The 13,791-nt window shown below is 55.8% G+C and carries 10 protein-coding genes; 6 read left to right on the forward strand and 4 right to left on the reverse strand.

Annotated features, from left to right (window positions below; genetic code table 11):
* The first annotated feature begins 11 nt into the window (after positions 1 to 11).
* From METMI_RS0121855 to METMI_RS0121865, 3 genes are all read left to right on the forward strand, one after another.
* The gene (locus METMI_RS0121855) at positions 12 to 1,418 is read left to right on the forward strand and encodes an efflux transporter outer membrane subunit (protein WP_232215331.1); all 1,407 of its coding nucleotides are present in this window, start codon (positions 12 to 14) and stop codon (positions 1,416 to 1,418) included.
* Between the two features lie 114 nt (positions 1,419 to 1,532).
* A complete protein-coding gene (locus METMI_RS0121860; protein WP_019868433.1) occupies positions 1,533 to 2,738 on the forward strand; it encodes an efflux RND transporter periplasmic adaptor subunit in 1,206 nt (401 codons plus the stop codon).
* Complete coding sequence (locus METMI_RS0121865; RefSeq protein ID WP_019868434.1) at positions 2,725 to 5,832, forward strand: efflux RND transporter permease subunit; 3,108 nt, start codon at positions 2,725 to 2,727, stop codon at positions 5,830 to 5,832. The genes METMI_RS0121860 and METMI_RS0121865 overlap by 14 nt, the downstream gene beginning before the upstream one ends.
* Here METMI_RS0121865 and METMI_RS0121870 read toward each other — a convergent pair.
* Complete coding sequence (locus METMI_RS0121870) at positions 5,808 to 6,113, reverse strand: hypothetical protein (RefSeq protein WP_019868435.1); 306 nt, start codon at positions 6,111 to 6,113, stop codon at positions 5,808 to 5,810. The two genes, METMI_RS0121865 and METMI_RS0121870, sit on opposite strands and share 25 nt — an antisense overlap.
* Here METMI_RS0121870 and dnaQ point away from each other — a divergent pair.
* Positions 6,102 to 6,839 carry a DNA polymerase III subunit epsilon gene (gene dnaQ, locus METMI_RS0121875; protein WP_019868436.1) on the forward strand — a complete coding sequence of 246 codons (738 nt, stop codon included), beginning with the start codon at positions 6,102 to 6,104 and terminating at the stop codon, positions 6,837 to 6,839. The genes METMI_RS0121870 and dnaQ overlap by 12 nt on opposite strands.
* Before the next feature lie 52 nt (positions 6,840 to 6,891).
* Here dnaQ and METMI_RS0121880 read toward each other — a convergent pair whose 3' ends face one another.
* The 3 genes from METMI_RS0121880 to METMI_RS28220 all read right to left on the reverse strand — a co-directional run bounded on the left by METMI_RS0121880 (position 6,892) and on the right by METMI_RS28220 (position 10,580).
* Positions 6,892 to 8,286, reverse strand: coding sequence for an IS4 family transposase (locus METMI_RS0121880; RefSeq protein ID WP_019868437.1), 1,395 nt, complete (start codon positions 8,284 to 8,286; stop codon positions 6,892 to 6,894).
* 167 nt (positions 8,287 to 8,453) lie between these two features.
* Positions 8,454 to 10,259, reverse strand: a complete 1,806-nt coding sequence (locus METMI_RS0121885; protein WP_019868438.1) for a DEAD/DEAH box helicase — start codon at positions 10,257 to 10,259, stop codon at positions 8,454 to 8,456.
* 198 nt (positions 10,260 to 10,457) lie between these two features.
* A complete protein-coding gene (locus METMI_RS28220) occupies positions 10,458 to 10,580 on the reverse strand; it encodes a hypothetical protein (protein ID WP_269634480.1) in 123 nt (40 codons plus the stop codon).
* 73 nt (positions 10,581 to 10,653) lie between these two features.
* On the opposite strand from METMI_RS28220, the gene mrcB reads away from it, so the two are divergent.
* Together mrcB and lolA are read left to right on the forward strand one after the other, a co-directional pair.
* Positions 10,654 to 13,002 carry a penicillin-binding protein 1B gene (gene mrcB / locus METMI_RS25035; RefSeq protein ID WP_083930446.1) on the forward strand — a complete coding sequence of 783 codons (2,349 nt, stop codon included), beginning with the start codon at positions 10,654 to 10,656 and terminating at the stop codon, positions 13,000 to 13,002.
* A 147-nt stretch (positions 13,003 to 13,149) separates the two neighbouring features.
* Entirely contained in the window at positions 13,150 to 13,782 is a 633-nt protein-coding gene (lolA, locus tag METMI_RS0121900; RefSeq protein WP_019868442.1) for an outer membrane lipoprotein chaperone LolA, read from the forward strand.
* Positions 13,783 to 13,791 lie beyond the last annotated feature (9 nt).

Genomic DNA, 13,791 nt, shown 5'->3' on the forward strand with positions numbered 1-13,791 from the left:
ATTTTTTGCTGATGGCGCTGGCTTTGCCCGCATGGATGCTGCCCGGCTGCCAAGCCTTTCCTGAACGTGACGCTAAAGCCAACGGCATTATGCCACCCCCCCATTGGCAAGCTGGAAATCCCCCTGCACTAAAGCAAAAACTGGTGGGGGTGGACGCCCGGCTCCCCCCCCAAAGGATAGAAAAAATTCAGAACCAACCTTGGCTGGGCACTTTTTCCGACCCGTTGCTGACCGCCTTGGTGCATACCGCACTGGCCCAAAATTATGATTTGCAAGCGGCGGCGGCACGGGTGCAAGCCGCCCGCGCTTCGGCGGGCATTGCCGGGGCGGGGCGTTTGCCGCAACTGTCATTATCCTCCCTTTACCAGCACAGCGATGATGTGGCTTCGGGCCGGTTTGACGCATTCGAGGCCCTCTTCAGCCTCAGTTGGGAAATTGACTTATGGGGGCGTATCCGTTCCTCGCAACAGGCCGCCCGACAAGAAGCCGAAGCGGCCTCCGCCGATTGGCGCGGCGCACGCTTGTCGTTGGCGGCGCGCACCGCACAAACTTATTTCGAATTGGCCGAAGCCAAGCTTCAGGTACAAGTCGCCGAACAATCCGTTAAGGACCGCCGCGCCATCGGCGACTTAGTGCGCAGCCGCTTTAAGCTGGGTTTAACGGGCGGCTTGGATGTGCGCCTGGTGTTGACCGATTTGGCGAACGCCGAAGCCCGGCTTGCCGACGCGCATAACCAAGTGCAACTGATCACCCGTAGGCTGGAAACCTTACTAGGCCGTTATCCCGAAGGCAACCGCTTGGCAACCGTGCAACTGCCCGTCCCCCCCGCCACGTTGGCGTCAGGCCTGCCGTCGCAATTGCTGCTGAGGCGGCCCGACCTTGTCGCGGCGTTCAGGCGTCTGCGCTCGGCGGATGCCCGTCTGGCCAGCGCGCAACAGGCCTTGTTGCCGCGCCTGACCCTAAGCGCCAGCGGCGGCACGGCAAGCCCGGCCTTGGCGGAACTTATAGACCCCCGCGCCGCCGCCTGGAACCTCGCGGCGGGCCTGACGCAGCCGCTGTTCACCGGCGGGCGCCTGCAAGGCGATATCCGTCTGCAAAAAGCCCTGGTGGCGGAAGCCCTGAACAATTACCGCAGCACCGCGCTGAATGCCTTCCGCGAAGTCGAACAGGCCTTAGCGGCGGAGCAATGGCTGCAAAAACAGGAGCAATCGTTGCGTGAAGCTGTCGCACAGACCCAGGAAAGCCGCAAGCTGGCGGTGTATTCCTACCGCCAAGGCCTCATCCAAATCCTCACCTTACTGGACAGTTACCGTAGCACCCTAGACGCGCAAAGCACCCATCTTGCGGTACAGCGGCAATTGTTGAACAACCGGATCAACCTTTATTTGGCTTTAGGGGGGGATGTCGATGGTGGTTGACGCCAACCTTCATAGGACGGGCACACCGCCTGACCGTTTGCCCGGCTTTTGCCTTATAAGCGGCGGGCAGAAAAGCCCTGCCCACCCTACCCTTGCCCTTAACATTGTGGGTTTATGCGCCATCATAAGCAGCTAAAAACTATTTTGCCGATTGCCGTACTCTTGCTAGGCATCGCAACAGCCTGGGGCTTGCTGGCCAATAAACCCGCCATGCCCACGCAAGCCCCCGTCAGCGAACCGCCACTGGTGACGGTGCTTATTGCGGCGCCACAAACCTTGCGCTTGGACGTGCAGACGCAAGGTGTGGCTCAACCGCGTACCGAAATTGACTTGGTGCCGGAAGTGGCGGGCAAAATCATTTTTGTGCATCCGCAATTGAATGCAGGCGGTTTTTTCGCCAAAAACGACTTGTTGGTCGCCATCGAACCGCGTGATTACGATTACGCCGTCGCCGAAGCGCAGGCCCGCATTGCCGAAGCCAAACGCCTGTTGATTGCCGAGCAGGCACAGGCCGAGCAAGCGCGTAACGAATGGCGGACGTTGGGGGAAGGCCAGCCCACCGCTTTGGCGATGCGTGAACCGCAATTGGCGGAAGCACGGGCAAAATTGCAAGCCGCCGAAGCCGACCTGGCGAAAGCCCGGCTCAAACGCAGCCGCTGTGAATTACGGGCGCCTTTTGCCGGACGGATTAAGGAAAAAGCCAGCGGCTTGGGGCAATCCGTCCAGCCGGGTGAAAAGCTGGCACGGATTTATGCCACCGATGTGGCCGAAATCCGCTTGCCGATTAATATCGAACAATTGGCGTTTGCCGATTTGCCGCTAGGCAAACCGGAGGCGGGCAAGCTGCCCCTCGTCAATTTGACCACCGGGCTGGCTGGCCAGATGGCTAGCTGGGAAGGGCGTATCGTGCGCACCGAAGGCATTATGAATGAAGCCAACGGCCAGCTATACGCCGTCGCCGAAGTCGCCAGCCCCTACGCGCAACGCAACGGGCAACCGCCGCTGCTCACGGGCCTGTTCGTGCAAGCCACCATCCACGGTAAAACGCGGCAAGGCCTGTTCGTGCTGCCGCCGACCGCCATCAACGCCAGCCAAGAAGTCTTGCTGGTCGATGCCCGGCAACGCCTGCATATCCAAAAAGTGGACATACTGCGGCAAGAGCCGGAACGGGCCGTGGTGTCAGGGGGCCTAAAAGCGGGGGACAAGGTCGTCACCTCCGGCATTCAAGTGCCGATAGCCGGGATGCAAGTGAAGTTGGCCGCCCCAGCTGAAAAGGCACGCACAGCATCCCCTACAAACTTCAGCAATGACCCGTCTTAAATCCCACCCTACCGGCATCCTGGCTTGGTTTGCCGGCAACCCTGTCGCCGCCAACCTGTTGATGCTGTTTATTTTGGCCGGCGGCGTATCCAGTTATGCGCTGATAGACACCGAAGTGTTCCCGCGTTTTAGCCCGCAACAAATCGACATCACCGCCTTCTATCCGGGTGCCGGGCCTTTGGAACTCGAAAGCGCGGTGTGCGCCCGCATTGAAGAAGCCATTTTCGACGTGCCGGGCGTCAAACGCCTAAACACCGAAATCACCCAAGCCGAATGCCAAATCAAAGCCTCGGTGCAGCCCGATTATGACAAAGAACAAGTCATGAATACGCTGCGTAGCCGGGTGCTAGCCATCCAGCGCCTGCCCAAGGGTTTGGAGAAAATAGAAGTGCGAGCCGCCACCCGCGATAACGACGACGGCGTGATCTGGGTGGCCCTGCATGGCGCGACGGACGCGTTGACGCTTAAACGCTACGGCGAACAAATCCAGCAACAACTGGCCGCCATCCCTGGTGTGACCCAGGTAAACAATTATGGCGACATCCCGTATGAAATCGCCGTTGAAGTGTCGTCCGCCAAACTGCACCAATACCGTCTGGCCTTAAGCGATGTCGCCGCCGCGATGCGCCGCGCGTCGATTGACCTGCCCGCCGGCGTGGTCAAAAACCCGGCGGGCGAACTGATGCTCAAGGTCAATGGCAAAGCCGCCGACACCTCGGCTGTCGCGGCCTTGGTCTTACGTACCGATACCGACGGCACACGGGTATTGCTGGGCGATGTCGCCACCATCAAAGACGGCTTCCAGGAATCCCTCTCCGAATGGCACCACAACGGCGAAACCGCCCAAGGTTGGGAAATCCGCGCCGACCACAACACCGTCGACGTCGCACACCACGTCAATGCCTATGTCAAGGAAAAACAAGCGCAAATACCCGAAGGCCTGACCCTAAAAACGTGGTGGGACGACTCACAAGCTTATGAAGAACGCATCAACACCTTGGTCGAGGACGGCCTTAGCGGTTTTGTGCTGGTGTGCCTGGTGCTGACGCTGTTTTTGCGCCTTAAAGTCGCGCTCTGGGCAAGCATGGGGATCTTAACGTCAATTCTGGGGGCGCTGTGGCTGATGCCGTTGCTGGACGTGTCGCTGAACATGCTGTCGCTGTTCGGATTTTTGCTGGCGATGGGGATTTTGGTGGACGACGCCATCATCATCGGCGACAGCATCCATAGCCAACAAAGCCAAGGCAACGCCACCAGCCTGGACGCCGCCATCAGCGGTGTGCGGCAGGTCGCCGTCCCGGTGACGCTGGCGGTGCTGGTGGCTTTGGTGGCGTTCCTGCCGGGCTTATTTTTGTCCGGCTGGGTCGGGCAAATGATGCGGCCTATCTGTATGGTGATGCTGTTGACACTGGTGTTTTCCTTGGTTGAAGCCATGCTGATTTTGCCCGCGCACTTGGCGACAGCCTCCCCTATCCCGGCCACGCCGTCGCGCTTGGACCGCTTACGGGCCTGGCTTAATCAAGGTCTGGACGGGGCCGTTGACCGTTATTACCGCCCGTTCCTAAACCTCGCGTTGGAATGGCGTTATCTCACGGTGACCTGCTTCCTGTCGGTGTTGCTCATCAGCGGCGCACTGGTAGGCAGTGACCGGATCCGCCAATCGCTACAACCGGATGTCACAAAGGACAGTTTTTGGGTCAATTTGACCGTCCCGGAAGGGGCGCCATACAGCGAAATAAGCACCCTGGCCCGGCAAGTGGAACAGGCGTTTTTTGCCTTGCGTGATGAATTGGACGCACAGCAGCCGGAAAACCAAGCCCCGTTATTCGGGGAGGCGCCTAAAAAAACCAGCCTCATCGCCGGATTGGAAACGATGTTCTGGGCACAGCAAGCCGGATTTTGGACGGAATTCACCGCAACCGGACGGCAGCGCATCGTTGTTGAAGATTTTATCCGCGAATGGCGACGGCGTATCGGCGATATTGGGCGCGGCAAAATCGACTTTTTGTATAAGGAAGGCGATGTGCCGTATGACTTGGAATTTGACTTGGAAGCGTCCGACCCGGCCACGCTCTCGGCGGCTGCCGGGCCGTTCAAACAAATGATCGCCGCTTACCCCGGGGTCTCTGATATTGTCGATTCTGCCGAACCCGGCAAACCGGAACTCCAGCTTAGCTTAAAACCCACTGCGGAACGCTTGGGCTTGCGTTTGGAAGATTTGGCGGAACAAGTGCGCGGGGCCTATTACGGCGAGGAAGTGCATCGGCTGCAACGCGGGCGTAGCGAAGTGAAAGTGCTGGTACGCTTGCCCATAGAAGAGCGGCGTTCCTTGGATACCTTAAAAACCTTGCCTGTGCGGCTTGCCGATGGCGTGTCCGCGCCGTTGGGGACGTTGGCGGAAATGACCCAAGTCCCCGGTTACGCCAGGCTAGTCCGCCAAAACCGCCAGCGCGTGTTGAAAGTGCAGGCCCGGGTCGACCCCAAACTGGCGGACGTCAATAGCCTTTATGCCGATATAAAAAACCGCGCCTTACCTAAATTCCAGCAAGATCACCATGGCCTCAGCGTGGCTGAGGGCCAAAGCCGGCAGGAACAGGAAGCCACCACCGCCTCTTTGGGCCGCAACACCTTAGTCGCCCTGTTCGTCATTTACGCGTTGATCGCCATCCCGTTCCGGTCATATCTAAAGCCCTTGATCTTCCTGCTCGCCGCCCCCGTGGCGTGGAGCGGCGGCGTGCTGGCGCATGGCTTGCTGGGTTTGCCGTTGTCGATGGAATCCTTGGTCGGCATGGTCGCCGCCAGCGGCGTGGTCATCAACGACAGCCTCGTGCTGCTGGACAGCATCCGGGAACACGAGGGCTCGGAGCGCCCTATCACAGAACTGATCAGCGAGGCTTGCACCTCGCGTTTCCGGCCTATTTTGTTGGCGTTCCTGACCAACTTCGCGGGCTTCTTGCCCACTTTGCTGGAAACCAGCCCGCAAGCGCAATTTTTAATACCGATGACGCTATCATTATCCGCAGGGTTGCTGTTTGGCATGGCGGCAAGTTTGGTCCTGACCCCGGTGTGTTACGCGATTGCCGGCAAGACCTGAACACCCACAAAAATCCCCTCCGCCGCAACAAACCAGCAAAACACCCAAAACCATGCCGTATCCTCAGCGCTTAAAACAGCCGGGGTAACTGGCGTGCCGCCTTCAAAAGGGGGAATGGCCAAACCCAATTGCCGTTTGCTGGAGGCATTGCCCATGGCCGCGCTATAATCGGAAGCTAGGCTGGCGTCTTGATAAATCCAGCCTAAGCCCTTATCTTCGGCCTGCTGACACCCCGGGCAACTACCCACCACCCCATTAAGGAAAAACCATTGACCAAGCACAAATTCGCCAACCGGCTCGTCGTACTCGATACAGAAACCACCGGGCTTAACCCGCAAGAAGGCCACCGCGTCATTGAAATAGGCTGCGTGGAACTGGTCAACCGCCGGCTGACAAACCGGCATTTCCACTATTACCTTAACCCTGGCCGTAAGATTGATGACGGCGCGGTGGCCGTCCACGGCATCACCCACGATTTTTTGCAGGACAAGCCACGTTTTGAAGAAATTGCCGAGGAATTTATCGCGTTTATTGACGGGGCTGAACTGATTATCCACAACGCGCCATTTGACGTGGGCTTCCTTAACCATGAACTGGGTTTATTGAAAGATGCCGGCAAACCCAAACTTGAAAGCTATTGCAAAATTTTTGACACATTGGCCTTTGCACGGAAGAAACATCCCGGCCAACGCAATAGCTTGGATGCGCTATGCAAGCGTTATAGCATAGACAACAGCCACCGCGAATTGCACGGCGCGCTATTGGACTCGGAGATCCTTGCCGATGTGTTTTTGCTGATGACAGGAGGGCAAGCCTCGTTATTGGACGAACCTACCGCACCCAGCCACTCCGAAACCGCCTCGCAGCCGCAACAAACCCGCCAGCGTATGGCTACCGAACGCCCGGCCTTGGCCGTGCTTGCTTGCAATGATGATGAACTGGCCGCGCATGAACAGCGTTTGGATGCGGTCGCCAAAGCTGGCGGCGCGTGCCTTTGGCGGCAATGACCCGGAGATACCCATAAAAAAGCGGGGCGGGGTTTTGCAACCTGTCTCTTGATCACAACCCATCCAAATTTGATTTACTGAGCCGGTAACCCTGAAGTCGTTCTTGTAACCGAAACCAACCGTGCCACAGGGTGTCCCAACCGACGCGCCCTGTGCGCTTGGTGTCGGAAAAGCCACCCAGCCTTGCAATGGCGTAATACGCCCAGCGGATGGGGGGCGCGGCTTCTGGCAAGGGCTTATCGGGCTCGGTTGACAGCCAGAGGACTTTCCATTCGTCTTCCGCCAATACCGCCCCGCTGGTTGTCCCCTGCACATCCAGCCGTTCCCGCAATTGCAGCAGCCTGACCGCCAAAAATGCCGTGATGGCCAGCATCCGTTCCAAGTTGCCTACGCTCTGGAAGCGTTGCCGCTCGACACCCACGCCACTTTTCCAGGCCTTATGGTAGTCTTCGATGCGCCAGCGCAGTTCATAATAGCGGACGATTTGCAGGGCGGCTTCCGCGCCATCAAGGGCTTCGGTCGTCAGCAACACCCAATGCAGGGGTTCGGACCCGGCGGGCGGGCCAATCTCCTCCGCCAGGAGGACGTTGACCCGCAGGCTTTCTTCCGGCACGGCCGACCCTTCCGGCACAAGGAAATCGAAGGTCGCGCCGCGCAACAGGACTTTGGCGCGGCGGGCTTTGCGGCCACCCCGCTGCGGGATGTCCACAATGTAACCACAAAACGCGGTTGCGTCCTGCCGCAGGGCGTCAAACAGTTTGGCTTCGCTGTCTTTGAGCCTGCGGTTGGCTTGGGCTCGCACGACAAAGCGTTGGCCGTGGCTGCACTTGTACCACAGGTAGTCATAAATGTCCGATTCGCGGTCGCACACTGACAGGGTGCGCGGCATCGCAGGGCCCAACCGCTTGGCCACTTCCCTTGAGGCTTGTTCCCATTTGTGGCTCTCTCGGCCCGGGTAGGCCCGTTTCTTGCGGGTGCGGCTCTTGCCGTAGCTGGCGGGGTCGCGTTGCCAGTGTTGCTGCTCGATGAGGCCAAGCGTGTGCCCGCTTTCCGCATCCAGCAACAACACCGAGTGCACCATAAAGCCATTCCGCTTGGCGGCTTTCTTGCCTCCCGTCAGGCCCAGCTGGGCGGCCACGGCATGTTCGTAGCTGACACAGGTGGTGTCTTCAATGGCCAGGAGGCATTGGGCTTCCTGCACCGATTTGGCGGTGCCCGCGAAGCCGCTTGCCCTGATCGCCTCAGGCTTGACCGCGCCGTTACGCATCAGACGGTAGCCGCCCAACAGGGCGGCCTGGTCCGGCCCGCAGCTTTTGGCCAATGAGCTGCCCATGTGTTTTGCCATGCGCGAAGCCACATTGACTAACCGGGCAGAACGCCTTGCATCGCCTAAATCACTTTCTCCGAATAGTTGCTGCGCCCACTCCAGTTCATCTGTTGGAATCATAATTGGCTATAACCCTGTGTCTATAAAGTTATAGTCTATTTATTGGACAAATTGTGATCAAGAGACAGGTTTTGCAACCCCGTCCCGCCCGTTTGCCACGGCCTACCCTGGCATTATCCAAATGGCCTTCCAGATCCCAACAACCTGGAAGGCTTATCGCCTAAGGCTCAATCTTCCGCTTTCGGCTTGGCCCGTCTGGATGGTGAACTCAAGCGTTTTTTGCTTTTGTCAATTTTTTTCGCGCCGTCATCCGCACCGCGCCTGGCACTGCCGCCTTCCACTTTAGAAATGTTCAAAGGCTGGCCGGCAACGCGCACCCTACGCAAATCTTGGATCAATTCCTTCGGCATGCCCGCCGGCAATTCAACGGTGCTGTAATCGTCTTCGATTTTAATTCTGGCGATATGCTTGCCATCAATGCCCGCTTCGTTGGCAATGGCGCCAACGATGTTGCCAGGTTTGACACCGTGGGCGTGGCCTACTTCAATGCGGAACAATTCCATTTCAATGTCCGGGCCGCCGAAATCACGGCGCGAAGGGCTACGTTCACGGTCGCCGCGCTCACCACGGTCACGTCTAGGACGGTCTTCCCGCTCGCCCCTTGATGGGGACATTTCATCCCTGGAATCACGGGCTTTTTTCGGCAAGTTTTGGATCAGCAATGGCGTGTCACCTTGCACTAACTTTGCCAAGGCCGCCGCAATTTCCGCCGCCGAGACATTATGTTCTTGCTGGTATTGCTCGACCAATTGGCTGAAAAAACTCAATTCTTCCGCCGCCAACGTATCGGTGATGTTTTGCTTGAAACGGGCGATACGTTTGTTGTTGATGACTTCCGTGGATGGCAGGCCCATTTCCTCAACTTTTTGCTTGGTTGCCTTTTCAATGTTCATCAGCAACTTGCGCTCACGCGGGGCGATGAACAAAATCGCATCGCCAGTACGGCCTGCACGTCCGGTACGGCCGATACGGTGGACGTAAGATTCGGTGTCGTAAGGGATGTCGTAGTTGACGACATGGGTGATACGGTCAACGTCCAAACCACGGGCGGCAACGTCTGTGGCAATCAGGATGTCCAACTTGCCGTTTTTCAGGTTGTTGATGGAGCGTTCCCTTAAAGCCTGGGACATGTCCCCGTTAATCGCCGCGGCGGAATAACCACGGGCCTCTAACTTTTCCGCCAGTTCGACTGTCGCGGTCTTAGTCCTAACGAAAATAATCATGCCGTCAAAAGTTTCCACTTCAAGGATGCGTGTCAAGGCATCCAGTTTGTGGACACCACTGACCACCCAATAACGTTGGCGGATGTTTTCTGCCGTGGCGGTGGTGACTTTAATGGTGATTTGTTCGGGTTCGTGCAGATATTCATTGGCGATTTTGCGGATCACCGTCGGCATGGTCGCGGAGAACAACGCGATTTGGCGTTCATCTGGGGTTTGTTCCAGGATCCATTCCACATCGTCAATAAAACCCATGCGCAGCATCTCGTCGGCTTCATCCAACACTAGCGTGGCGAGTCCGTCGAGGTTCAAAGTACCTTTACGCATGTGGTCCATCACACGGCCCGGCGTGCCGACCACGACATGCGCACCGCGTTTTAATTGCCGCAACTGGGTGCTGTAATCTTGCCCACCGTAAATGGGCAGGACATGGAAACCTTTTAAATGGGCGGCATAACGTTGAAAAGCTTCGGCTACTTGGATAGCCAGTTCACGGGTCGGAGCTAACACCAGCACTTGTGGATCTTTTTGCTTAAGATCAATACGCGATAAAATTGGCAACGCGAACGCTGCGGTTTTACCTGTCCCTGTTTGTGCTTGTCCCAATACATCCTTTCCTGCGAGCATGTGTGGGATAACTTGTGCCTGAATCGGCGAAGGTGTTTCATAACCGACATCTTCCAGTGCCTTAAGCACCGAGTCTGTCAGTGCCAAATCACGGAAAGAGGGTAATGTAGAAACATCATTGAGCATGGATTTACCTTGTTGTGGAATGAGAATGCGCGGAATGCGCGGGGGAAATGTTTGTTTAATATGAAATTATATCTGATTACGGTAAAAATTGCAGTAAATTGATAGTGATTTGATTGGATATAGGCACTAATTTAAATTGCCCGCCAATTAACACATCCCTGTAAATTTTATGGCTGGCGTTTGGACAAACACTAGAACCTAGCTGGCCTTGGCTTCTGTAAGCGAACCATTGCGGGGGCTTTTATAGCCGAAAACACCCTGGCTGAAGCCAGCAAAATCAGCTGGCTTCAGCAACCATTCATCTGGCAAATGCATCATCAACAGCCATTCCTGCCACATTATCCGTGTATAATGAACAGGATAGACGTTTAATCCCTTATTTTGACCAGGTGCTATGGCAGAAAAACCCACTAGAAGAAGTGTTAGATACGCTACAAAAAAGCCCGCAAAAAAAGCGGGCTTCCACTGGTTTAGAAACCTTTTACTGATCGGTTTTGTCGCAGGCGGCTTTGTGCTGATGAGTTATCTAGGCTATCTGGATTACAATGTCCGCAACCAATTTGACGGCAAACGTTGGGCGATACCCGCACGCGTTTATGCTGATCCGGTGGAACTTTATACTGGATACAATATCTCGGCTGAAAAATTAGAGGAATTGTTACAAACCTTAAACTACCGCAAAGACGCCCAACTGTCCCTGGAAGGGTCTTATTTTCGGACTGAACAGCAAATCCTCATCAAAACCCGTCAATTTGAATTCTGGGACGAATTGCAAGAAAGCCGATCCGTCAAGCTGACCTTCAATGAAACCGGTATCGGCTCGATTGTCGCGCTGGGCCCGTTTGAAAATGGCGGCCCGGCAGCAGAAATCCCCATCATCCGCATGGATCCGGTACAAATCGGCAACTTTTACCCCACCATCAAAGAAGACCGCATCCTGATCAAGTTAAGCGATGCCCCGGATGCCTTGGTCAAGGGCTTGCTGGCTTCCGAAGACCGTGATTTTTACCAACATTTTGGCGTCTCCATGCGGGGCATCGCGCGGGCCATGTGGGCCAATGTCCGGGCAGGCGACATGGTGCAAGGTGGCAGCACCATCACCCAACAATTGGCCAAAAACTTTTATTTAAGCTCCGAGCGCAAGCTTTCGCGCAAGCTCAAAGAAATGCTCATGGCCTTAATTTTGGAATACCGCTACCCCAAAGACGCGATCATGGAAGCTTATCTTAATGAAATTTATCTTGGGCAAGATGGCGCAAACGGTGTGCATGGCTTTGGCTTGGCGAGTGAATTTTATTTCGGCAACACCTTAAAAGATTTGCCGTTGGACCAAGTGGCATTGCTGGTCGCTTTGGTGCGCGGGCCATCCGAATACGACCCGCGCCGCTATCCGGACCGCGCCCTGCAACGGCGTAATCTGGTGCTTGATGAAATGGCCATGCAAAAATACATAACCGAAGGCGAGGCCATGTCAGCCAAAGCCAAACCGTTAAGCGTGATACCCCGTAAACGCCGTACCCATAACCGCTATCCAGGTTTTTTGGAACTGGTGAAAAGGCAACTCAAAGCCGATTACCGGGAAGAAGATTTTACCTCGGAAGGCCTGAAAATTTTCACCACGCTGGATACGCAAATCCAGGAAACCGTAGAAAAAACTGCCGCCGCCAAATTGCGGGAACTGGAAAAGCTACCTAAGGCAAACGACTTGGAAACCGCGATTATCGTCACCCGCAAAGACAGCGGTGAAATTGTCGCGCTGGTTAGCGGCAGGGAAAATGCCGAAGGCGGTTTTAACCGGGCCCTGGATGCCGTGCGGCCTATCGGCTCTTTGATCAAGCCCGCCGTGTATTTGACTGCGCTGGAAGACCCGAAAAAATACACCATCACCACGCGTGTCAGCGACAGCTCCATTACCGTCAGGGGGCAAAACGGCACGGATTGGACACCCAAAAACTATGACCACCGCGAACACGGCAGCGTCCCGTTGCATAAGGCATTAGCCAAATCTTATAACTTGGCGACCGTACGCATAGGCATGGATATCGGCATCGCCAAAACCGCGAAGACGCTCAAACAACTGGGCGTCAACAAAGAAGTCGATTTGTACCCGTCATTGCTGCTAGGCGCATCATCGCTGACGCCAATGGATGTCACGCAAATGTACCAGACCATTGCGGGCGGCGGTTTCTTGACCCCGATCAAGGCCATCCGCGCCGTCATTTCATCGGATGCCAAACATCTGCAAAGCTACCCGTTCAATGTTAAAGAGACGGTGGATCCTGATGCGACTTACATCGTCAATACGATACTGCAAGAAGTCATGCGCGAAGGCACGGGCAACTCGGCTTACAATGCCTTTCCGAAAGATTATGGCTTGGCGGGCAAAACCGGCACGACCAACGACGCCAAAGACAGTTGGTTTGCTGGATACACAGGTGATTACTTGTCCGTGGTTTGGGTCGGGCGGGATGACAACAAACCAATAGGCTTGACCGGGGCGACTGGCGCATTGCCGATCTGGACGGCATTGATGCGGCAAATTTCAACCCAACCGGTGACTCTGGACCAACCCGAAAATATCAGGATGCTTGCCGTTGACGCTTGCGGCCATGGCCGTGAATACCCCTATATCGCAGGGTCGGAGCCAGGGATACGCCCCTGCGAAAAACAAACGGACGGGGCCGCTTCTGAAGACGAGGAAAAACCCTGGTTCGAACCCTTTGAACGTTTTATCCCTGATTAAATCTGCTTGGCGGCGCACCAGGCTTTTCTGGATTGAAAGGCTTGGCAACACCGTCCTATAACCCGAACACAACAGACGCGCGCTATCCCCTAAACATCAGAAACATTGCGCCACTTTCCCCAACCTAATTTATCCATGAGTATTGCCATGATGACTTCCTTTTTCCGTACCACGGCTATTGCCATCTGCCTGATAACCAGCAGCGCGGCGGCATTTGCCGAAACCAAACCCGTAGAGCAACTGAAAACCTTCCTCGCCAACACCCGCTCGCTCACCGCCGATTTCAAACAAATTTTGCTGAACGAAGCAGGCAACCCCGCGCAAACCAGCTACGGCTTGCTGTATCTGCAACGCCCTGGCAAATTCCGCTGGGATTACCAAAAACCCTTCCAACAACAAATCATCGCCACTGGCGGCAAAGTATGGTTCTACGACACCGAACTGGAACAAGTCACGATCAAGAAATTGGATGAATCGGTGGGCTCCACCCCCGCCCTGCTGTTAAGCGGCGACATCAACCTAGAAGACAATTACACCATGGAAGGGCAAGGTACCGAAGGCGATATGCAATGGATAAAATTACTGCCCAAAAACCAGGACAGCAGCTTCAAATACTTGGTGATCGGTTTGGAAAAAGGCCAACTCAGCGGCATGGAGCTGAGCGACAATTTCGGGCAATTGACGCGCATTTATTTCTCCAACATCAAAAACAACCCGCCAGTAGATCCTAAGCTCTTCAACTTCCAAGCCCCCAAAGGCGCGGACGTTTTTTCCGAATAAGCCCCGGAT

The sequence above is a fragment of the Methylovulum miyakonense HT12 genome (genome assembly GCF_000384075.1).
Taxonomy (GTDB): Bacteria; Pseudomonadota; Gammaproteobacteria; order Methylococcales; family Methylomonadaceae; genus Methylovulum; species Methylovulum miyakonense.

Coding starts and splice junctions, on each gene's coding strand:
- METMI_RS0121855 (WP_232215331.1), top strand. CDS start 12: ATGGCGCTGGCTTTGCCCGCATGGATGCTGCCCGGCTGCCAAGCCTTT.
- METMI_RS0121860 (WP_019868433.1), top strand. CDS start 1,533: ATGCGCCATCATAAGCAGCTAAAAACTATTTTGCCGATTGCCGTACTC.
- METMI_RS0121865 (WP_019868434.1), top strand. CDS start 2,725: ATGACCCGTCTTAAATCCCACCCTACCGGCATCCTGGCTTGGTTTGCC.
- METMI_RS0121880 (WP_019868437.1), bottom strand. CDS start 8,286: ATGATTCCAACAGATGAACTGGAGTGGGCGCAGCAACTATTCGGAGAA.
- METMI_RS0121885 (WP_019868438.1), bottom strand. CDS start 10,259: ATGCTCAATGATGTTTCTACATTACCCTCTTTCCGTGATTTGGCACTG.
- mrcB (WP_083930446.1), top strand. CDS start 10,654: ATGGCAGAAAAACCCACTAGAAGAAGTGTTAGATACGCTACAAAAAAG.
- lolA (WP_019868442.1), top strand. CDS start 13,150: ATGATGACTTCCTTTTTCCGTACCACGGCTATTGCCATCTGCCTGATA.